We start from the raw sequence: 20,612 nt of genomic DNA on the forward strand, positions 1-20,612 counted from the left end.
ACAAACGACACATCGAAACGACCAAGGGAGATCAAGATGCCTGCAATGCATGTGCGTTTGGGGGCCCTTGCGGCTGCCCTCGCGCTCTCTGCGTCCCTGTCGACCGGGGCGTCAGCACAGAAGAAATACGACACCGGCGCATCCGACACCGAAATCAAGATCGGCAACATCATGGCTTATAGCGGTCCCGCATCCGCCTACGGCGTGATCGGCAAGACCGAAGAGGCCTATTTCCGCAAGATCAACGCGGAAGGCGGCATCAACGGCCGCAAGATCAATTTCATCTCCTATGACGACGCCTACTCGCCGCCGAAGACGGTGGAGCAGGCGCGCAAGCTGGTCGAGAGCGACGAGGTGCTGTTCATCTTCAACTCGCTCGGCACGCCGCCGAACTCGGCGATCCAGAAATACATGAACAGCAAGAAGGTGCCGCAGCTGTTCGTCGCCACCGGCGCCACGAAGTGGAACGATCCGCAGAACTTCCCGTGGACGATGGGCTGGCAGCCGAACTACCAGAGCGAGACGCAGATCTACGCGAAATACATCCTGAAGGAGATGCCGAACGCCAAGATCGCCGTGCTGTTCCAGAACGACGATTACGGCAAGGACTATCTGAAGGGGCTGAAGGATGGCCTCGGCGCCAAGGCAGCTTCGATGATCGTCCAGGAGGAGAGCTACGAAGTTTCGGAGCCCACGATCGACTCGCACATCGTCAAGCTGAAATCGACGGGCGCCGACGTCTTCGTCAACATCACGACGCCGAAATTCGCGGCACAGGCGATCAAGAAGAACGCGGAGATCGGCTGGAAGCCGGTGCATTTCCTCAATAACGTCTCGATTTCAATCGGCAGCGTCATGAAGCCGGCAGGAGTCGAGAACGGACAGGGCGTCATTTCGTCGGCGTATCTGAAGGATCCGACGGACCCGCAATGGAAGGACGATGCCGGAATGAAGGCCTGGAACGAGTTCCTCGACAAGTACTACCCCGATGCAAACCGGACAGATAACTCCGTCGTCTATGGCTATACCGTCGCGCAGACACTGGCCCACGTACTGAAGCAGTGTGGGGACGACCTGACCCGAGAGAATGTCATGAAACAGGCGGCGAGCATCAAGGATCTTGAACTCGGAATGATGCTGCCGGGGATCAAGGTCAACACGTCCCCGACCGATTTCGCGCCGCTCTCGCAGCTCCAATTGATGCGCTTCAAGGGCGAGACCTGGGAACGATTTGGCGACGTCATCAGCGGCGACGTCGGCGGCTGACGGCATCGTAGGCGCCAACAGCGACTAAAGAAGCAGCCCCTGCGGCCTCCGCGCAGGGGCTTTTCCTTGAAGCTTCCGGCCAAATCGGGTTGAATTGCACCGCGCCGCCAACAACCATGGCGACAAGAAAAGGAGCGCGCGCACACCAAGAAATTGAAAAAAGGGAGATTGGAATGCCCGCTGTCACCGGCAAGCTTGCGGCCGCGTCACTGGCACTCGCGCTCATTGCGGCCTCGACCTCCATCGCATCGGCCCAGAAGAAATACGATACCGGCGCGACCGACACCGAGATCAAGGTCGGCAACATCATGCCCTACAGCGGACCGGCCTCCGCCTACGGCATCATCGGGCGGACAGAAGCCGCCTATTTCAAGAAGATCAACGAGGAAGGCGGCATCAACGGCCGCAAGATCAACTTCGTCTCCTACGACGACGCCTATTCGCCGCCGAAGGCCGTCGAGCAGGCCCGCAAGCTGGTCGAGAGCGACGAGGTGCTGTTCATCTTCAACTCGCTCGGCACGCCGTCGAACTCGGCGATCCAGAAATACATGAACTCGAAGAAGGTGCCGCAGCTGTTCGTCGCCACCGGCGCCACCAAGTGGAACGATCCGCAGAACTTCCCATGGACCATGGGCTGGCAGCCCAACTATCAGAGCGAAACGCAGATCTATGCGAAGTGGCTGCTCAAGAACAAGCCGGACGCCAAGATCGCCGTGCTGTTCCAGAACGACGACTACGGCAAGGACTATCTCAAGGGGCTGAAGGACGGCCTGGGTGCCAAGGCGGCGAACATGATCGTCGCCGAGGAGAGCTATGAGACCTCAGAGCCGACCATCGACAACCACATCGTGAAGCTGAAGTCGACCGGTGCCGACGTGTTCATGAACATCACGACGCCGAAATTCGCCGCACAGGCCATCAAGAAGAACGCCGAGATCGGCTGGAAGCCGCTGCACTTTCTCAACAACGTCTCGGCCTCCGTCGGCAGCGTGATGAAGCCCGCCGGCTTTGAGAACGGCCAGGACATCATCTCCGCGGACTATCTGAAGGACGTGGCGGACCCGCAGTGGAAGAATGACCCGGGCATGATGGACTTCCTCGCTTTCATGGATAAATACTTCCCTGAAGGCGACAAGCTCGACCACGGCACCATCGTCGGCTACGGCGTGGCGCAGACCCTGGTCCAGGTCCTGAAGCAGTGCGGAGACGATCTCACCCGCGCGAACGTCATGAAGCAGGCCGCGAGCCTGAAGGACTTCCGCACCGAGGTGCTGCTGCCGGGCATCCAGATCAACACCTCCCCGACCGACTTTGCCCCGATCAGCCAGCTGCAGCTGGAGCGGTTCAAGGGCGAGAAGTGGGACCTGTTCGGCGACGTGATCAGCGCCGACGTCGGCGGCTAGACGCCACAAGCGCGACAATAGCAAGGCCCCTGCGAGGCCATCGCAGGGGCCTTTTGTTATGTGCCGTTTGTGATTACGCGATTGCACAATCGAATGATGGTAAAGGCTGCTTACCCTTTCGCGGCCGATGCGCTAGGCAGGGGCATGGCGACGTCCTCGCCACAGCTTTAGTCTGCTCAAGAGTTAGCCGAAAGCCATCGTCATGACCGACCGACGTCCCCTGCTCCGCGCGCTCTATGATGCCGCGGTGGCCGCCGCCCATCCGAACACGATCCTGGCGCCTCACTTGCGTCCCGCACCGAAGGGGCGCGTGATCTGCCTCGCCGCCGGCAAAGGCGCCGCCGCGATGGCTGCGGCCGCGGAGCGGCACTATCTCGACACGCTGGGGCTCGCGCCGGAACGCCTCGTCGGCATCGCCACCACGCGCCACGGCTACGGCGTGCCAACGCGCCGGATCCGCGTGGTCGAGGCCGGCCATCCCGTGCCCGACGAGGCCGGCCTGAAAGGCGCCGCCGACACGCTCGCGCTGGCGAGCGAAGCCGGCCCCGACGATCTGCTGCTGGTGCTGCTCACCGGCGGCGGATCGGCGAACTGGATCGCGCCGGTGGACGGGATCAGCTTTGCGCAGAAGCAGGCGGTCAACAAGGCGCTGCTGCGCTCGGGCGCGCCGATCGGCGAGATGAATGTCGTGCGCAAGCATCTGTCGCGCATCAAGGGCGGACGTCTCGCACGCGCCGGCCAGAACGCCGCGGCAATCGTGACTCTCGCGATCTCCGACGTGCCGCATGACGACCCTTCCGCGATCGCCTCCGGTCCGACCGTGCCTGACACGACCACGCTGGCCGACGCGCGTGCGATCGTCGCGAAGTACAAGCTCGCCATCGACGATGCCGTCGCGCGCGCGCTCGACAATCCCGCCAACGAAAGCGCCAAGCCCGGTGATGCGGCCTTCGCACGCGCCTCGTTCGAGCTGATCGCACGTCCCAGGCAATCGCTGGACGCCGCGGTGAAACTTGCGAAGGAGGCCGGCTACGAGACCATCGATCTCGGCGCCGATCTCGAAGGCGAGGCCCGCGAGGTCGCGGCCGATCACGCCCGGCTTGCGCTCCAGGCCCGCGCGCAAGGCAAGCGTGTCGCCATCCTCTCCGGCGGCGAGCTCACGGTGACCGTGCGCGGCCAGGGGCGCGGCGGCCCCAACCAGGAGTACGCGCTGGCGCTGGCCTCGCTGTTGAAGGACACGCCTGACATCGCGGCGCTTGCCGGCGACACCGACGGCGCCGACGGCGGCGCCGGCCATCCCACCGATCCCGCCGGCGCGCTGATCGATGCGGCGACGTTCGCCAAGATGAAGGCGCAAGGGCTTCAGCCGCAGGCCTATCTGGACAACAACGACGCCACGACCTTCTTCGAAGCGACGGGCGACCTGCTGCAGCCGGGACCGACGTTGACCAATGTGAACGACATCAGGGTGATCCTGGTCGACTGACACCGCGACGGCCGAAACCATCTGATCCCGCGGATCGCCATGGTTAAGGATCTCTGACTCCGCGCCGTACTGCGCCACGCCGGTCACCGCAATCGCTGTCCTTAACCTCGCGTTCGCCGCAGTTTGAGGAACCTGCTGCTTATTTGGGCAAATCGTTGGGCTCGTTCACCACCGCCTGCTCTAATGCGCGCTCGGGGGCAACGCGCATGACTGAGAGTGACAGGCAGCTGGAAGGCATCGATCCGCTCGTGCTCGGCGAGCTGCTGGCGTGCGCCACCAGCAATCTGTGGCTTGGAATCATCCTCTTCAGCAGCGACCGCAAGGTGATTTTCTGCAATCCGCGCTACCGCGAGATGTACGCCCTGTCACCCGAACAGGTTCGTCCGGGCACGCCGATCAAGGACCTGATCGAGCATCGGCTCAAGCTGGGCCTCAACATTCGCGGCGAAGCCGGCGCCTATGTCCGCGCCCGCACCGAAGGTTCGATCGCCAGCGAGCGGACCGTCCAGCAATTCGACGACGGCCGGATCATCGCCTACACCATCCACCCCCTGCCCGGCGGCGGCGGCATGGCGACCCACGAGGACATCACCGAGCGCGAGGAGCTCAGCGCGCGGCTGCAGGAACGCAATTTCCAGTTCGACATCGCCATCAACAACATGTCGCACGGGCTCTGCTTCTTCGACGCCGACCATCGGCTGCGGGTCTGCAATGCACGCTATATCGACATGTACGGCCTGCCGCCCGATCGCGTCGGCCCCGGCACACCGCTGGCGGAGATCCTCGACATGCGTTTCGAGGCCGGCAGCGTGCCGGCGATGACGCGCGTGGAATATGCCAGCTGGCGGACCGATGTCGCCACGTCGGCCGAGCCCACCGACAGCATCGTCGAGCTGCGGAACGGACGCACCTTCAAGATCAGGCACCGTCCGATGCCGGATCTCGGCTGGGTCGCAACCCACGAAGACATCACCGAGCAAAGGAAGGCGGAGCTGCAGATCGCGCATATGGCGCATCATGACGCGCTGACGGACCTCGCCAACCGTGCGCTGCTCGGCCAGCGGCTCAGGCAGACGATCGAACAGGGCGGCCTGTTCGCGGTGCATCACATCGATCTCGACAAGTTCAAGGCGGTCAACGACACGCTCGGTCATCAGGCCGGCGACATCCTGCTCCAGGAGGTCAGCCGCCGCCTGCGGCGGCTCGCACGGGACAGCGACACGATCGCGCGCATGGGCGGCGATGAATTCGTGATCCTGCAGACGCCGATTTCAGGCCAAGGCGACGCAGAGGTGCTGGCGCGCGAGGTGGTCGGCGCGTTGAGCGCACCGTTCGAGCTCGACGAACATCAGGCCATTGCTGGCGCGAGCGTCGGCATCGCCGTTGCGCCGCGCGACGGCACGACGCCCGAGCAACTCCTGCACAATGCCGACGTCGCGCTGTACCGGGCTAAAAGCAACGGTCGCGGCATCCACCGCTTCTTCGAGCCGGCCATGGACGAAGAGGCGCAGAACCGTCGTGCGCTGGAGCTCGATCTGCGCAAGGGCCTTGCGGCCGGCGAGTTCGAGCTGCACTACCAGCCGATCGTGAAAGCCAGCGGCCACGAGATCAGCGGGTTCGAAGCCCTGATCCGCTGGCACCATCCGCGGCGCGGACTGGTCGCACCCGGCGACTTCATCCCGCTCGCGGAGGAGATCGGCTTGATCATGCCGATCGGGGAGTGGGTGATCCGGCAGGCCTGCGCCACCGCGAGCCGGTGGCCGAACCATCTGCACGTCGCCGTCAACATCTCGGCCGTGCAATTCCGCCAGCCGGGCCTGACCGAGGTGATCGTCAGCGCGCTGGCGGCCACCGGGCTTGATCCGGGACGACTCGAGATCGAGATCACGGAAAGCGTGCTGATCCAGGACCGCGATGGCGCGCTCGCGACGCTGCGCCAGCTCCGCGCGCTGGGTGTCAGGATCGCCATGGACGATTTCGGCACCGGCTATTCGTCGCTGACCTATTTGCAATGCTTCCCGTTCGACAAGATCAAGATCGACAGGTCCTTCGTCCGCGGCGTCGGCAACGATGCGGGGTCGCTCAGCATCGTGCGCGCGGTGGCGGCACTGGCGCAGGGCATGGGCATGACCACCACGGCAGAGGGCGTGGAGACCGACGAACAGCGCGAGCGGATTTCGGCGGAGGGCTGCAACGAGATGCAGGGCTATCTGTTCAGCCCGCCTTTGCCCGCCGCGGAGATCGAGCGCCGTTTCCTCGCCGCTGACAGGCCCGCCCTGCCGGACCGGATCGCCGCGGCGTAGTGGGCGCTCGCCCCGCCGTGGGGCTTACCGCTTGGCGCTGACGTGCTCGAGCAGCGCGAGCAGGCCCTTCAACAGGTCCGTCGGCGACGGCGGGCAGCCCTTGATGTGCAGATCCACCGGAACGGTCTCGGATACGCCGCCGACGCAGGCGTAGCTGCCTCTGAAAATGCCGCCGTCGATCGCGCAGCCGCCGACCGCGACGACCCACTTCGGATCGGGCGTCGCGTTGTAGGTCCGCTCCAGTGCCTGTCGCATGTTCTTGGTCACGGGACCCGTGACCAGCAGCACGTCGGCATGGCGTGGCGAGGCGACGAAGCGCAGGCCGAAACGCTCGACGTCGTAGAAGGCGTTGGACAGCGCGTGGATCTCCAATTCGCAGCCGTTGCAGGACCCGGCATCGACCTCGCGAATGGCAAGAGAACGCCCAAGCCTGGCCTGGGCGGCGCGATCGACTTTCGCGGCGAGCTCGGCCAACGCCGAAGCGTCCGGCGCCGGCGCGGGCTCCGTCAGCGAACCATGGGTGAGGCTTTCGAGCAGGGTCTTGCGCATGGCTTAGAGGTCCGCGCCCGAGTAGGAACAGTTGAACGACTTGTTGCAGAGCGGGAAGTCGGCGATGATGTTGCCCTCGATCGCGGTTTCCAGCAGCGGCCACTGGAACCAGGACGCATCGCGCAGATGGCAGCGTTCGACGCGTAACTCGCCATCGAGCCGCAGCCACGCCAGGACGTCGCCGCGGAATGCTTCCGTCAGCGCCAGACCTTCGCATCCGCCGCGCCCCGCCGGCGGTGCGGTCCTGATCTCGCCCGGCTCCATCAAGTCCAGGATCTGCGCGATCAATTCGACGCTCTGCTCGACCTCGCGGATTCGGATCCAGACCCGCGCGTTGACGTCGCCCGTATCCAGCACCGGCACCTCGAACGACAGATGATCGTAGGGCGCGTAGGCAAGTGTGCGGCGTGCATCGAAATCGCGGCCCGAGGCCCGGCCGACATAGCCCCCGGCGCCGAACTGCCGCACATAGTCCGCCTTCACGATGCCCGTGGTGACGGTGCGGTCCTGCAAGGACGCGGTGTTGTCGTAAAGCTCGATCAGGCGCGGGAAGACCTTGTTGATTTCCGCAAGCAGCATTCGCAGCGCCGGGAGACCGTCCGGCGCGATATCGCGCGCCACGCCACCGGGCACGACGACGTCCATCATCAGGCGATGGCCGAACGCAATATCCGCAGCGCGCAGGGTCCGCTCCCGCAGGATACCGGTCTGCGCATGCATCAGCGCGAACGACGCATCGTTGCAGATCGCGCCAATGTCGCCGAAATGATTGGCGAGACGCTCCAGTTCCGCCATCAGCGCCCGCAAATAATTCGCCCGCCGCGGCACCTGGATATCGAGCGCCGCTTCCGCTGCGCGTGCAAAAGCGAAGGCGTAGGCTACCGCGCTGTCGCCGGAGGTACGGTTGGCGAGCTTTGCAGCGGCCTCGAGGTCAGCGCCCTGCATCAAGGACTCGATGCCCTTGTGGGTGTAGCCGAGCCACTGCTCCAGCCGCACCACGTGCTCGCCATTGGCGGTGAAGCGGAAATGGCCGGGCTCGATGATCCCGGCATGGACGGGGCCGACCGCGACCTGGTGCAGCGCCTCGCCCTCGGCCGGAAGGAACTGGTATGGCTGCGCGTCGCGCGATGCGTTGCGGCCGGAGAGCGGATAAGACCGGCCCCAGGCATCGTGATCGAGCCATGGCCGCAAATCCGGTCGCAGATCGTCAGCGGCGTCTGGAACAAGCCCGAACAGATCATGGATGGTCCGTTCCAGCCGAAGCGCAGGCGGATGACGGCTGGCGACGCTTGGAAACGTGCCGGCCGGACACGCGTAGGTGACGACCACGATCTCGGCCGAGCTGCCATCGAGCATTGCCATATGCACTGCGGTCGGCTCGCCCCAGAAGCCGAGCAGTGTGAGGCCTCCCTCGACCAGCCGATCGATCGCCGCCTGCCAGCCCGCCTCCGTCACGACCGCACGTGGCCAGGGCCGGTGCGACGGCACCGCATGAACATGGGGGATGCTGTCGAGGATGCCCATCGCTACCCCAGGAGCTTTGCGACGTTCTGGAAGCCGGCGACCAGCCCCGGCGGCAGATAGATGCCGGCCATCAGCACCAGCGCAAGATGCGTGAACATTGGTACATAGGACGCCTCCGCCGGCGCGGTAGGTCCCTTGGGTTCGCCGAACATCACGGCGCCGATGCGCAGCAACAGGCCGCCGAGCGCGATGATGATGCCGAGCACCAGGATGACCGTCAGCCAGGGCGCGTGCGAGAAGGCCGAGCTGACCACCAGGAACTCGCTCATGAAGATCCCGAGCGGCGGCAACCCGACGATGGCGACGACGCCGAGCATCAAGCCCCAGCCGAGCACGGGATTGGTCACCGTAAGTCCGCCGATGTCGGCGATCTTCTGCGTGCCCTTGACCTGCGCGATATGGCCGACGGCGAAGAAGATCGCCGACTTGGTCAGCGAATGCATGGTCATGTGGAGCAGGCCGGCAAAATTCGCCAGCGGCCCGCCCATGCCGAAGGCGAAGACGATGATGCCCATATGCTCGATCGAGGAGTAGGCGAACATGCGCTTGATGTCACGGCGGCGGTAGAGCATCAGCGACGCGAAGATCACCGAGATCAGGCCCATCGTCACCATCAGCGGCCCCGGCGCGATGGCGGCGAGATTGACCGCGAGCATCATCTTGAAGCGCAGCAGGGCGTAGAGCGCGACGTTAAGCAGGAGGCCGGAGAGCACCGCCGAGATCGGCGTCGGGCCTTCCGCATGGGCGTCGGGCAGCCAGGCGTGCAGCGGCGCGAGGCCGACCTTGGTGCCGTAGCCGAGCAGCAGGAAGACGAAGGCGACGTTGAGCAGCGCCGGATCGAACTGTGCGGCGTGCTTCACCAGCACTGACCACACCATGCCGTCGAGCCCCTCGCCGACCACCGGGCGCGCCGCCATATAGACCAGGATGGTCCCGAACAGCGCCAGCGCGATGCCGACGCTGCCGAGGATGAAATATTTCCAGGCCGCTTCCAGCGCCTCGTGGGTGCGGTAGATGCCGACCATCAGCACGGTCGTCAGCGTCGCCACTTCAACCGCGACCCACATCAGGCCGATATTGTTGGCGATGAGCGCGAGGTTCATCGCGAACATCAGCGTCTGATACATCGCGTGATAGAAGCGCAGGAACGCCGGCGTCAGGCGCCCGGTCTCGATCTCGTGCTGGATATAGCTCGCGCTGAATACCGACGTGGTGAAGCTGACGAAGGTGGTCAACACGATGAAGACCTTGTTGAGATCGTCCACCAGCAGATACTGCCCCGACACCGGCTCGACCACGAACAGCGAAAGCGAAGTCAGGAAGGTCGCGAGTGCCGCCACCACGTTCAGCTTCGCCGTTTGCCGATAGCCCGGCAAGATCGCCAGCAGCGCCGCCGAGACGGCCGGGATCACGAGGATGGCGCTGAGGACGTCAATGCTCATCGCCGCTCCCCGCGAAAACGATCGAGTGCCTGCACGTCCACGCTGTCAAAGCGCTCGCGGATGCGGAACAGGAAGATACCGATCACGATGAAGGCGATCAGCACCGAGAAGGCGACGCTGATCTCGACCACCAGCGGCATGCCCTTTGCGCCGGTCGCCGCCAGCACCAGCCCGTTCTCCAGCGACATGAAGCCGACGACCTGGCTGACGGCGTTGCGCCGCGTCACCATGACCAGGAGCCCCAGCAGCACCACCGACAGCGCGAAGGCAAGGTCCTCGCGCGCGAGCGCGTCGGCGCCCGGCGTCACCCGCAGCATCACCACCATCGACAGCGCGACGAGGCCGATGCCGGCCATCATGGTGAGCCCGATCCCGATCACGTTCTCGATCTCGCGGTGGATGCCGAGCCGCTTGATGATCCGGTGCAGCGCCACCGGAATGATGATGGCCTTGAACACCAGCGCGATCAGCGCCGTGAGATAAAGATGCGGCGCTTGCTGCACATAGGCCTGCCACGCCACCGACAGCGCCAGCACGCCGGCATGCAGCGCGTAGACGTTGAGCAACGCATAGAGCCGGTCCTGGTAGAGCATCATGAAGCTCGCCAGCACGAGGGAGCCGGCGAGCAGGTGGGCGATGTCGAATTGCAGGCTGCTCATCTGTCAGAGGCTCCCCGACACGAAGCGCAACAGGGTGGCGAGCAATGCCAGCATCAGCGCCGCGCCCAGAAACTCGGGAATCCGGAACACGCGCATCTTGGCGATTGCGGTTTCGAACAATGCGAGCAGGAAACCAAGGACCGTCAGCTTGCCGAGATAGAGCAGCGCACCGAAGACGAACCTGCCAACGCTCGCGTCCGCAGTCGCCATTCCCCATGGCAGGAACACGCAGGCGATCAGCGATACGTAGAGAAGGAGCTTGAGCTGCGACGACAGATCGACCAGCGCGAGATGTCGCCCCGAATATTCCAGCACCATGGCCTCGTGCACCATGGTGAGCTCGAGATGAGTGGCGGGGTTGTCGACGGGGATCCGGGCATTTTCCGCCAGCGCCACGATGGTCAATGCCACGAATGCCATGCCCAGCGACACGCGCAGGCCGACAGCGTCCGAGCCCATGAACTCGGCCACGTTGGCGAGCTGAGTGGAGCCGGCGATCATCGCAACCGAAAACACCGTGATCAGCATCGCGGGCTCGGCGAGGGAGGCGATCATGACCTCGCGGCTGGAGCCGATGCCGCCGAAGGCGGTGCCGACATCCATGCCGGCGAGCGCCTGGAAGAAACGGGCGCTGCCGAGCAGCGCGATGATGGCGATGAGGTCGGCGGTCCAGGAGAACAGCAGCCCGTTGCCGAAGGTCGGCACCAGCGAGGCCGCGACCCAGGTTTCCGCGAACATCAGATAGGGAATGACGCGGAACAGCCAGGATGCATTGTCCGCGAGCACGACGTCCTTGCGCATCAGGCGAATGAGATCGCGATAGGGCTGCAGCAGTGGCGGCCCGCGCCGGCGCAGCAGCCGCGCCTTCACCTTGCGCACGAACCCGGTCAGCAGCGGCGCCAGTCCCAGCACCAGCAACATCTGGGCGCCCTGGGAGAGGATGTCGCGCAGCGCATTCATAGCGCCACCACCAACAGCAGCACGATCAGCGCCACGAAGACCAGCGTCAGGTAGCGGCGGATGGTGAGAAACTGCAGGATATTGATGCGGTCCGTCGCGAAGCCGACGACCTTCGCGATCGGCGCATACAGCGCTTCCCAGATCAGATCGCGCAGTTCGACCTGGAGCCGCGCGGGGCGCGGCGAGGACGGCGGCGGCATCTCGCCGATCTCGCGCGCGGCGAAGATGACGCTGCCGAACACGCGGCGGATCGGCTGCGAGAAGCTGGAGGCCGAGTACTGGATCGCCGGGTTCGGATCGGGATAGCCGCAATCCCAGGCCGGTGCGCGGCGCAAGCGGTCGGAGGCGAGACGGTGAATGGCCGTCGCCGCCGCCGTGCCGCAGAGTGCCGCGAACACGAACACCAGAAGGCCGTTATAGGAGCTGCGGCTTTCCGCGATCGGCACGATGGTGAGCCACTGCAATCCGACCTGATGCGGCATGACGTTGCCGACCATGGCCTTGCTCACCGGCGCCAGCGCATCGATGAGCAGCCCGGGCAGGATGCCGGCAATGAGGCAGAGGGCGGCGAGCAGGAGCATCGCGGTCAGCGAGAAGCGGTCGGTCTCATGCGCCGACGCCGCGACATCCGAACGCGGCCGGCCGAGAAAGCTGATGCCATAAAGCTTGACGAAGCAGGCCGCGGCAAAGGCGGCCGCGAGCGCCAGCAGACCGCCGACCGCCGGAATCGCCAGCTTGAGGCCCCAGGAGGGCAGTTGCGGCGAGAGCAAAATCGCCTGGAAGGTCAACCATTCCGAAACGAAGCCGTTGAACGGCGGCAGCGCCGAGATGGCGACGCAGCCGATCAGCACCGCGAACGCCGTCTTCGGCATGCGATGGATCAGCCCGCCGAGCTTCTCCATGTCGCGCTCGCCGGTTGCTCCCAGCACCGCGCCGGCGCCGAAGAACAACAGGCTCTTGAACAGTGCATGGTTGAAGACGTGCAGCATCGCCGCCGTGAAGGCGAGCGCCGCCACCCAGTCGAGCCCTTGCGCCTTGAAAGCCAGTGCCAGCCCGAGGCCGGTGAAGATGATGCCGATATTCTCGATCGTCGAATAGGCGAGCACGCGCTTGATATCGCGCTGCATCAACGCATAGAGCACGCCCAGCGTCGCCGTCGGACCGCCGACCAGCAGCACCACCATGCTCCACCACCACACCGGTTCGGGCAGAAGGTCGAACACGATGCGCACGAAGCCGTAGACGGCGACCTTGGTCATGACGCCGCTCATGAGGCCGGAGACATGGCTGGGTGCAGCGGGATGGGCGAGCGGGAGCCAGGCGTGCAGCGGCACCAGGCCGGCCTTGGAGCCGGCGCCAAGCAGCACGAGGATCACCACCATGCCGGTCAACGCAGCGGAAGGATGCGAAGCCCGGATCGCATCGAAATCGTAGCCGGCGCCGCTCGCGAGCAGGCCGAAGGCGAGCAGCAACGCCAGCGTGCCGAAACTCGCCATCAGAAGATAGACGTAGCCGGCGCGGACATTCTCGGCTTCCCGATGATGCGACACCACCAGCGCCCAGGAGGTCAGCGACATGAATTCCCAGGCGACCAGGAAACTGAAGGCATCGTTCGCCAGCACGACGACGTTCATCGCTGCGAGATAGGCAGGATAGAACGGCAGCACGCGGCCGGGGGAATCCTCGTGCTTGGAGTAACCGAGTGCGAACAGGCTCGCAGCGGCGCCGCCCAGATTGACGACGACGAGGAAGAAGGCAGACAACGCGTCGAGCCGGACATGGGCACCGAGCCAGGGCAGTCCGATCGGCAGCGTCGCGCTCAACACCGGATGGCCGGGATCGAGCAAATGGAGGAGCGCGGTGGCGCAGAGCGTCGCCGTGATGACGAGGCAGGCGCCATAGAGCACGACCGAGCCGCGCGGACGCATCGACAGCCCGATTGCAGCCGGCGTCAGCGCCAGCAGAACCGCCACTGACCATAGCGCCACCGCGATCATGGCCGCTCCCGGATCATGATCTGCGCGCGCGTCGTCATCGCTATTGGCTGCCCGCGCTCGGAGGTGGGGATTTCAGCCGCACGCCGCGCCCTCCGGCGCTCGACGCCGCACCATCGGCGATCAGCTCGATGCCCGCCACCGACAGGGCCTCGACCAGCTTCATCAGGGAATCGACATTGCCGCGGATCACCCCTTCGGAGGCCTCCATGCGCTGGATCGTCGGCAGCGACAGCGAGCTGCGCTGCGCAAGTTCGCGCTGGTCGATCCCGAGCAAGGCTCGGGCGGCTCGAAGCTGCGCGGCGGTGATCACGGGCAGGATCTCCGTGGCAATGAGGGTGATTGATTTGCCAAGCTTAAGGTATACAAAGTGATGCTTCAAGCATCATTTTGTATTTGCAGCGCATCAATCCAACGACGTCCTCGGAGCTCACGCCCTGCGGGCGCCTGTTGCACACTGATCGATGCTGCGACCTTCGCGACTATGAAGGCGATCTGCTGCAGCCCGACCCGACGCTGACGAGCGTGGATGATAATCAGGGTAATTTTGGTGGATTGGGGTCGCACCTCTCCCGTCATTCCGGGGCACGCGCAAGCGTGAACCCGGAATCTCGAGATTCCGGGTTCGATGCTTCGCATCGCCCCGGAATGACGAAATCGCTCAAAACTCGTTCGCGATCTTCGAGAGCATCCCGAGCAGGGCTTCGCGGTTGGCTTGCCCGAGCAGCTCGTTCAGCCGCGACTCGTGCTTGGTGGCGACGAGCTTCTTGGCGCGGGTCAGCACGGCCTTGCCCTTGTCGGTCAAGACCAGGATGTGCGAGCGGCGGTCGTTGGTGGAGCGGATCCGGGCGCAGAGGTCGCGGCTCTCGAGATTGTCGAGCAGCGCGACGAAGTTCGGCCGGAGGATGCCGAGGGTGGAGGCAATCTCGGTCTGGTTACGGCCCGGATTCTTCTCGACCAGCAGCAGCACCGAGAACTGCGCCGGCGTCAGCTGGAGCGAGGCCATGCAGCGAAGGAAGTTCTCGAATACCTTGAGCTGCGCCCGCTTCAGCACGTAGCCGAGCTGCTCGGAGAGCTCGCCGAGCTGGAGGGCTTCGGCAAGACCTTGGCTTTGCCCTTCCGGCGCCTCCTTGCGGCCCTTGGTCGCCTCCGACGCCTTTTCGGCGGACTTTTCAGCGGTTTTGGAAACGGTCATCGCCTCGTGCTCGTAATCCCGTTAAATTCGGGACGGGTCGTCCCCCACCCTTGAAGTTATATTCGATAATTGTTATGGATCATATCAAATATCGTCAGCGTATTTCAATGGCTGTGTGAGGACCATCCACCGCAATTGCGGAGATCGGTCCTCGATCTTGAGGGGGAGCGTCCGGTCTTGAACACCACTATCATGCTGTTCCTGCTGCAGGACGGCATCACCAATGGCGCGATCTATGCGCTGCTCGGCCTGGCGCTGGTGCTGGTGTTCGCCGTCACCCGCGTCATTCTCATTCCCCAGGGCGAGTTCGTCACCTATGGCGCGCTGACCTATGCCTCGCTGGCCTCGGGCCAGATGCCGGGCACTGCCAAGCTGGCGCTGGCGATGGGCATCACCGCCTGCGCCTTCGACCTGTTCGTGGCCCGCAAGACGCTGCATGGCCGGCTGATCCTGCGCAGTGTCCTCGCCAATGTGGTGCTGCCGGCCATCGTGCTGGCACTGACGATCAGCCTGGCGGCGCAGAGGCCGCCGGTCGCGGTCTGCATCGCGCTGTCGCTGGTGATCGTCGCGATGATCGGCCTCTATCTCTACCGCATCGCCTTCCAGCCGCTGGCACACACCTCGGTGCTGGTGCTGCTGATCGCATCCGTGGGCGTCCACCTCGCGCTCCAGGGATTGGGCCTGCTGTTCTTCGGCGCCGAGGGCCAGCGCGGACCGGCGGTGCTGTCAGGCGCCTTCACCGCGGGCGCGCTGCGCTTCACCGGCCAGAGCCTCACGGTCTACGGCATCACCATCGCCTTCATCGTCGGTCTCTGGCTGTTCTTCGGGCTCACGCTCTACGGCAAGGCGCTGCGCGCCACCGCCGTCAACCGCCTGGGCGCGCGGCTCGCCGGCATCCGCACCACGCTGTCGGGGCAGATCGCTTTCCTGCTGGCCTCCGTCATCGGTGCGCTCTCGGGCATCATGATCGTGCCGATCACGACGCTCTATTATGACAGCGGCTTCCTGATCGGCCTGAAGGGCTTTGTCGCCGCGATCATCGGCGGCCTCGTCAGCTATCCGCTGACGGCGGTCGCGGCCCTGTTCGTCGGCATCGTCGAGGCGTTCTCGTCCTTCTATGCCTCCAACTACAAGGAGGTGATCGTGTTCATGCTCCTGATCCCGGTGCTGCTGCTGCGCTCGCTCGCCGCGCCCGCGGTCGAGGAAGAGAAGGACTGAGGCCAAGATGCAGAGCCGGCTTCCCATCCTCGTTTTCGCCATTGTCATGGCGGCGATTCCGTTCATCCCGGGCATGCCACCGTTCTGGATCGTGCTGCTCGACAATATCGGCCTTGCCGCGCTGGTCGCGATGGGCCTCGTGCTGCTCACCGGCGTCGGCGGCCTGACCTCTTTTGGTCAAGCAGCATTTGTCGGCTTCGGCGCCTACACCACGGCACTACTGACGACGGCGTACGGCCTCTCGCCCTGGCTCACCTTGCCGCTGTCGCTGCTGGTCAGCGGCCTGCTGGCGGTGCTGCTCGGCCTCGTCACGGTCCGCCTCTCCGGCCATTATCTGCCGCTCGGCACGCTGGCCTGGGGCCTCGGCCTGTTCTACCTGTTCAGCAAGCTGGAATTCCTCGGGCGCAACGACGGCATCTCGGCGATCCCGCCGCTGTCGATCGGCTCATTCAAGATGCTCTCGCCGGGCTCGATCTATTTTGCGATCTGGGTCGCGGTGATCCTCTCGGCGCTGCTGACGATGAACCTCCTGGACTCGCGCACCGGCCGCGCCATCCGCGCGCTTCGTCGCGGCCATGTCGCAGCCGAAGCTTTCGGCGTGCACACGCCGCGGGCCAAGCTCCTGGTCTTCATCCACGCCGCCGTGCTCGCGGGCCTGTCCGGCTGGCTCTACGCGCATCTGCAGCGCGCGGTGAACCCGACGCCGTTCGGGGCGCAGGCCGGCATCGAATATCTCTTCATCGCGGTGGTCGGCGGCGCCGGCTATGTCTGGGGCGGCGTGCTGGGCGCGGCGATCGTCGTGATCCTGAAAGAGGTGCTGCAGAGCTATCTGCCGCTGATCCTGCCCGGCTCCGGCCAGGTCGAGACCATCGTGTTCGGCATCATGCTGGTGGCGCTGCTCCAGCTTGCCCCCGGCGGCGTCTGGCCCTGGCTGATGTCGTTCCTGCCCGAACGCGCCGGCGGCAAGAGGCCCGATACCTCGCTGAAGCTGGAGCAGCGCAGCCGCGCGTCAGGCGAAGCGGGCGTCCTGCTCCAGGTCGAAAAAGCGCGAAAACAGTTCGGCGGCGTGGTCGCGGTCAACAACGTTTCCTTCGACGTCCAGGCCCGCGAGATCGTCGCGCTGATCGGACCCAACGGCGCGGGCAAGAGCACCACATTCAACCTGATCACCGGCGTGCTGTCGGCGACATCGGGCTCGATCTCGGTGCTCGGCAGGAAGGTCGATCGCGCGCCGCCGCAGGAGATCGTCAAGCTCGGCATCAGCAGGACGTTTCAGCACGTCAAGCTGGTGCCCGATATGACCGTGCTGGAGAACGTTGCCATCGGCGCGCATCTGCGCGGCCATTCGGGCCCGCTCGCCTCGATGCTGCGGCTCGACCGCGCCGATGAAGCAAAGCTGCTGGCGGAAGCCGCCCGCCAGATCGAGCGGGTTGGGCTTGCCGAGCAGATGCACCAGCTCGCAGGCTCGCTGTCGCTGGGACAGCAGCGTATCGTCGAGATCGCCCGTGCGCTGTGCGTCGACCCGATGCTGCTGCTGCTCGACGAGCCGGCCGCGGGCCTTCGCCACATGGAGAAGCAGCAGCTCGCCAAGCTGCTGCGCGAGTTGCGCGACGGCGGCATGTCCGTCCTCTTGGTCGAGCACGACATGGGTTTTGTGATGAACCTGGCCGACCGCATCGTGGTGCTCGACTTCGGCACCAAGATCGCCGAAGGCACGCCCGCCACGATCAAGACCAATCCCGAAGTGATCAAGGCCTATCTCGGAGTGGCGGCATGAGCGCGCTGTTGTCAGTCACCGACGCGCATGTCGCCTACGGCAAGGTCGAAGCCGTGCGCTCGGTCTCGCTTCAAGTCGGCACGAACGAGATCGTCACCATCGTCGGCGCCAACGGCGCCGGCAAGACCACGCTGCTGTCGGCGATCATGGGCATCCTGCCGCTGAAGGGCCGCGTCGCGTTTGCAGGGCAGGACCTCGCCCGGCTCGACATCGAGGATCGCGTCGCGATGGGCCTCGGCCTCGTGCCTGAACATCGCGAATTGTTCGTCACCATGAATGTCGAGGACAATCTCGAGCTTGGCGCCTTCCGCATCGAGAAGAGCCGGGCCAAGGCCTCGATCGAGCGGATCTACACGCTGTTTCCACGCCTGAAGGAGCGCCGCAAGCAGCTCGCCGGCACCTTGTCCGGCGGCGAGCAGCAGATGCTGGCGATGGGGCGCGCGCTGATGGGCGAGCCGAAACTGCTGATGCTGGATGAGCCGAGCCTTGGCCTTGCGCCGATCATCGTCGCCGACATTTTCCGCATCGTCACCGAGCTCAGGGCCAGCGGCGTCTCCGTGCTGCTGGTCGAGCAGAACGCGCAGGCCGCGCTCAAGATCGCCGACCATGCCTATGTGATGGAGCTCGGCGAGTTCGTGCTGAGCGGCAAAGCCAGCGACATTGCGGCAAACGAGCGGGTGGCGGCGAGCTATCTCGGCTTCCAGCACGAAGGCGCGAGCGTGCTGTAGTTACGCGCGCGATGCCGTCCGTACGAATCCCCAGGCGGCGATCGCGGCCATCAGCAGCGAGATCAGCACGTTGTAGCCGGCGAGCGAGAGGCCGAGGAAACGCCACTGCACCTCGTCGCAGCGCACCACCTTGACGGTGTCGAGCCGAGACAACAGATCGCCGGCACTGCCGAGATTGACGACCGGGCCGGAGCAATCGGTCGGGCCCTTCCAGAACCCCCATTCGACGCCGGAATGGTAGGTGCCGAGGCCGGCATTGGCGAGCGTTGCCAGCACGAGAATCGCGAGCCCCGCCAGCAGCAGCGGCCGCGGCGCCCCGCTCCGTGCCGCAAGCGCCGTGAGCGCCCCGAGCGGGATCGCGAGATAATAGGCATAGCGCTGCTCGAGGCAGAGCGGACAGGGCAGGATTTCCAGAACCAGCTGGAAGAACCAGGCCCCCGCGATCGTCGCGGCCGCGATCAGGGTGACGGCCAGCGAGGCGGTCAGCGCGGGGCCGCCGACTGCGGGGCGAAACGCTGATATTGCTTCACTCTGGGTCGTCACGGCGGCCTCTCCAGCTGGGGGCTTGGCTTAGAGCTTGACGCGTTTTCTTGACGCGAACCGGCATCCACTTCGCGCGAAAACGCACTTAGGCTCTAACCCCGGCCCATCCCCCTGTCGAGAACGGCTGACATCACTTTGGCGCGGGTTGACCCCGCCCTTCCCATGGCTATAGTCCGCCGGCTTCGCGACGCCCTCCTCCGGAGGGGCCGACCGAGGGCCCCTGTGGCGGAACTGGTAGACGCGCTCGACTCAAAATCGAGTTCCGCAAGGAGTGCTGGTTCGATTCCGGCCAGGGGCACCAAGTAAAAAGTAGTGATAACAATAGCTTATATCGCCGCCGACTTGACTTTGCTTTAGTTCACCGGCGTCGTGGCCATACTGCTCGGATCGATCAGAATCTTGGCGTGCTTCTCCGGGTCGCGAAGCGCCGCGAAGGCGTTGTCGACTCCAGCGAGGCCAACCCGTCCGGTCACGATCGGAGAGCAGTCGATCCTTCCTTCGGCAATCATGTGGAGCGCGTCGCGGAATTCCAACGGCGAATAAGCGAACACAAAACGAAGCTCGATCTCCTTGTTGCTTGCCATCGCAGGTTCGATCTTGTCGGTCTGCATGCAAACGCCGGCAACCACGACTCGGGAGAAAAATGGGGCACCGTCAAGGATGCTCGCGAGCACGCCGGGCGCACCCACACACTCGAAAATCACAGGTCGCTTGGGCGCAAGACCCGCCTTCTCGGCGATACGCCACGCATGGTGCCACGGTAGCGGGAGCTTGCCGAGCTTTTGCCGCGTTCCGACTGAGACATCAAGGAGCTCGGGAATCGTGCCAATAAATTCATGATCTTTCCAGTTGCGGTACGGCGACTCCTTGGCCGGGTCGACGATGACATTTGCCCCGCAGCGCCGTGCGAGTTCCCGACGCCCAGCCGAGTAGTCGCTCGCGATGATGGTTTGTACATCCAGCGCCTTCAGGACACAGATCACGGCGAGACCGACCGGCCCGCAACCGATGACAACAGCAACATCTCGCTTGGTCACCTCACCGCGTCTCACCGCGTGCCAGGCAACAGCGATCGGCTCGGTGAGTGCCGCGAGGTCATCCGGCAATCCATTCGGAATCGGCATCATCATCAATTCATCAACCAGCACCCTTTCAGCAAAGGCGCCGGGTGCGCCGCGAGAAAGCCCGATCCCATCGATTTCTGCCCCACGGCGAATAACCGGCACAACGGAAACGCGCGTTCCTGGTCTAATGGGCTTCTTCGACCCCGGACCATAATCGAGCACCTCACCGCAGAATTCGTGCCCGAATACCAGCTCCTCCTCGGCGCGCGGGAAGCCTGTGTAGCCAAGCTGAGCGTACAGCTTGCCGAGATGGTCGCAGTGATCGCGAATGTGCAAATCGGAGCCGCAGATCCCACACCGGGAGACCTTGAGCACGCATTGCCCCTCGGACGGGACGATTTCAGGCCGATCAACGACCCTCAGTTCGGCATTGGAGCAGACGACGGCTTTCATCTTGATTCCTCGATTGGGGAGCGGCGGTGAGCCGTGACTCCGCCGCCG

At 64.7% G+C, this 20,612-nt stretch carries 17 protein-coding genes and 1 tRNA gene; 8 read left to right on the forward strand and 10 right to left on the reverse strand.

All coding sequences use genetic code 11. The features are described from left to right. Positions 1-36 precede the first annotated feature (36 nt). The 4 genes from XH98_RS04185 (at position 37) to XH98_RS04200 (ending at position 6,458) form a co-directional block, all read left to right on the forward strand. Complete coding sequence (locus tag XH98_RS04185; RefSeq protein WP_271603727.1) at positions 37-1,266, forward strand: ABC transporter substrate-binding protein; 1,230 nt, start codon at positions 37-39, stop codon at positions 1,264-1,266. A 173-nt stretch (positions 1,267-1,439) separates the two neighbouring features. Next, a complete protein-coding gene (locus XH98_RS04190; RefSeq protein WP_271603726.1) occupies positions 1,440-2,669 on the forward strand; it encodes an ABC transporter substrate-binding protein in 1,230 nt (409 codons plus the stop codon). 202 nt (positions 2,670-2,871) lie between these two features. Then, positions 2,872-4,155: a glycerate kinase type-2 family protein gene (locus XH98_RS04195; RefSeq protein ID WP_271603725.1), complete on the forward strand. Its 1,284-nt coding sequence runs from the start codon at positions 2,872-2,874 to the stop codon at positions 4,153-4,155. Positions 4,156-4,361: 206 nt separating this feature from the next. Continuing rightward, entirely contained in the window at positions 4,362-6,458 is a 2,097-nt protein-coding gene (locus XH98_RS04200; protein WP_271617868.1) for a sensor domain-containing protein, read from the forward strand. 24 nt (positions 6,459-6,482) lie between these two features. Here the strand turns inward: XH98_RS04200 and XH98_RS04205 are convergent, their stop codons facing one another. From XH98_RS04205 to XH98_RS04240, 8 genes are all read right to left on the reverse strand, one after another. Further along, positions 6,483-7,007: an NADH-quinone oxidoreductase subunit B family protein gene (locus XH98_RS04205; protein ID WP_271603723.1), complete on the reverse strand. Its 525-nt coding sequence runs from the start codon at positions 7,005-7,007 to the stop codon at positions 6,483-6,485. 3 nt (positions 7,008-7,010) lie between these two features. Continuing rightward, on the reverse strand, positions 7,011-8,531 hold the full coding sequence (locus tag XH98_RS04210) for a hydrogenase large subunit (protein WP_271617869.1): 1,521 nt from the start codon (positions 8,529-8,531) through the stop codon (positions 7,011-7,013). Positions 8,532-8,533: 2 nt separating this feature from the next. Then, complete coding sequence (locus XH98_RS04215) at positions 8,534-9,973, reverse strand: hydrogenase 4 subunit F (protein ID WP_057759531.1); 1,440 nt, start codon at positions 9,971-9,973, stop codon at positions 8,534-8,536. Continuing rightward, the gene (locus XH98_RS04220; RefSeq protein WP_057759534.1) at positions 9,970-10,632 is read right to left on the reverse strand and encodes a hypothetical protein; all 663 of its coding nucleotides are present in this window, start codon (positions 10,630-10,632) and stop codon (positions 9,970-9,972) included. The genes XH98_RS04215 and XH98_RS04220 overlap by 4 nt, the downstream gene beginning before the upstream one ends. A gap of 3 nt (positions 10,633-10,635) precedes the next feature. After that, positions 10,636-11,592 carry a respiratory chain complex I subunit 1 family protein gene (locus XH98_RS04225; protein ID WP_271617870.1) on the reverse strand — a complete coding sequence of 319 codons (957 nt, stop codon included), beginning with the start codon at positions 11,590-11,592 and terminating at the stop codon, positions 10,636-10,638. Then, positions 11,589-13,589: a hydrogenase 4 subunit B gene (gene hyfB / locus XH98_RS04230; protein WP_271617871.1), complete on the reverse strand. Its 2,001-nt coding sequence runs from the start codon at positions 13,587-13,589 to the stop codon at positions 11,589-11,591. The genes XH98_RS04225 and hyfB overlap by 4 nt, the downstream gene beginning before the upstream one ends. A 40-nt stretch (positions 13,590-13,629) precedes the next feature. Next, positions 13,630-13,899, reverse strand: coding sequence for a helix-turn-helix domain-containing protein (locus XH98_RS04235; protein WP_220002265.1), 270 nt, complete (start codon positions 13,897-13,899; stop codon positions 13,630-13,632). Between the two features lie 348 nt (positions 13,900-14,247). After that, positions 14,248-14,781, reverse strand: coding sequence for a MarR family winged helix-turn-helix transcriptional regulator (locus XH98_RS04240; RefSeq protein ID WP_220002186.1), 534 nt, complete (start codon positions 14,779-14,781; stop codon positions 14,248-14,250). A gap of 177 nt (positions 14,782-14,958) precedes the next feature. Here XH98_RS04240 and XH98_RS04245 point away from each other — a divergent pair, with 177 nt between their 5' ends. The 3 genes from XH98_RS04245 to XH98_RS04255 are packed head-to-tail and all read left to right on the forward strand — an operon-like array spanning position 14,959 to position 18,504. After that, the gene (locus tag XH98_RS04245; RefSeq protein ID WP_271617872.1) at positions 14,959-15,999 is read left to right on the forward strand and encodes a branched-chain amino acid ABC transporter permease; all 1,041 of its coding nucleotides are present in this window, start codon (positions 14,959-14,961) and stop codon (positions 15,997-15,999) included. Between the two features lie 7 nt (positions 16,000-16,006). Next, complete coding sequence (locus XH98_RS04250) at positions 16,007-17,776, forward strand: branched-chain amino acid ABC transporter ATP-binding protein/permease (protein ID WP_271617873.1); 1,770 nt, start codon at positions 16,007-16,009, stop codon at positions 17,774-17,776. After that, the gene (locus XH98_RS04255; RefSeq protein WP_271617874.1) at positions 17,773-18,504 is read left to right on the forward strand and encodes an ABC transporter ATP-binding protein; all 732 of its coding nucleotides are present in this window, start codon (positions 17,773-17,775) and stop codon (positions 18,502-18,504) included. The genes XH98_RS04250 and XH98_RS04255 overlap by 4 nt, the downstream gene beginning before the upstream one ends. Here the strand turns inward: XH98_RS04255 and XH98_RS04260 are convergent, their stop codons facing one another. Next, entirely contained in the window at positions 18,505-19,047 is a 543-nt protein-coding gene (locus tag XH98_RS04260; protein ID WP_271617875.1) for a disulfide bond formation protein B, read from the reverse strand. A gap of 216 nt (positions 19,048-19,263) precedes the next feature. Between XH98_RS04260 and XH98_RS04265 the strand changes: the two genes are divergently transcribed. After that, positions 19,264-19,348, forward strand: a tRNA-Leu gene (locus XH98_RS04265). Positions 19,349-19,400: 52 nt separating this feature from the next. Here the strand turns inward: XH98_RS04265 and XH98_RS04270 are convergent. Beyond that, entirely contained in the window at positions 19,401-20,564 is a 1,164-nt protein-coding gene (locus tag XH98_RS04270; RefSeq protein ID WP_271603714.1) for a zinc-binding dehydrogenase, read from the reverse strand. Positions 20,565-20,612 lie beyond the last annotated feature (48 nt).

The sequence above is a fragment of the Bradyrhizobium sp. CCBAU 51745 genome, assembly GCF_028128715.1.
In the GTDB taxonomy this organism is placed as follows: domain Bacteria; phylum Pseudomonadota; class Alphaproteobacteria; order Rhizobiales; family Xanthobacteraceae; genus Bradyrhizobium; species Bradyrhizobium manausense.

Excerpts from the sequence above, each read along its gene's own strand:
- XH98_RS04185 (WP_271603727.1), top strand. The coding sequence starts at position 37 with ATGCCTGCAATGCATGTGCGTTTGGGGGCCCTTGCGGCTGCCCTCGCG.
- XH98_RS04190 (WP_271603726.1), top strand. The coding sequence starts at position 1,440 with ATGCCCGCTGTCACCGGCAAGCTTGCGGCCGCGTCACTGGCACTCGCG.
- XH98_RS04195 (WP_271603725.1), top strand. The coding sequence starts at position 2,872 with ATGACCGACCGACGTCCCCTGCTCCGCGCGCTCTATGATGCCGCGGTG.
- XH98_RS04200 (WP_271617868.1), top strand. The coding sequence starts at position 4,362 with ATGACTGAGAGTGACAGGCAGCTGGAAGGCATCGATCCGCTCGTGCTC.
- XH98_RS04205 (WP_271603723.1), bottom strand. The coding sequence starts at position 7,007 with ATGCGCAAGACCCTGCTCGAAAGCCTCACCCATGGTTCGCTGACGGAG.
- XH98_RS04210 (WP_271617869.1), bottom strand. The coding sequence starts at position 8,531 with ATGGGCATCCTCGACAGCATCCCCCATGTTCATGCGGTGCCGTCGCAC.
- XH98_RS04215 (WP_057759531.1), bottom strand. The coding sequence starts at position 9,973 with ATGAGCATTGACGTCCTCAGCGCCATCCTCGTGATCCCGGCCGTCTCG.
- XH98_RS04220 (WP_057759534.1), bottom strand. The coding sequence starts at position 10,632 with ATGAGCAGCCTGCAATTCGACATCGCCCACCTGCTCGCCGGCTCCCTC.
- XH98_RS04225 (WP_271617870.1), bottom strand. The coding sequence starts at position 11,592 with ATGAATGCGCTGCGCGACATCCTCTCCCAGGGCGCCCAGATGTTGCTG.
- hyfB (WP_271617871.1), bottom strand. The coding sequence starts at position 13,589 with ATGATCGCGGTGGCGCTATGGTCAGTGGCGGTTCTGCTGGCGCTGACG.
- XH98_RS04240 (WP_220002186.1), bottom strand. The coding sequence starts at position 14,781 with ATGACCGTTTCCAAAACCGCTGAAAAGTCCGCCGAAAAGGCGTCGGAG.
- XH98_RS04250 (WP_271617873.1), top strand. The coding sequence starts at position 16,007 with ATGCAGAGCCGGCTTCCCATCCTCGTTTTCGCCATTGTCATGGCGGCG.
- XH98_RS04255 (WP_271617874.1), top strand. The coding sequence starts at position 17,773 with ATGAGCGCGCTGTTGTCAGTCACCGACGCGCATGTCGCCTACGGCAAG.
- XH98_RS04270 (WP_271603714.1), bottom strand. The coding sequence starts at position 20,564 with ATGAAAGCCGTCGTCTGCTCCAATGCCGAACTGAGGGTCGTTGATCGG.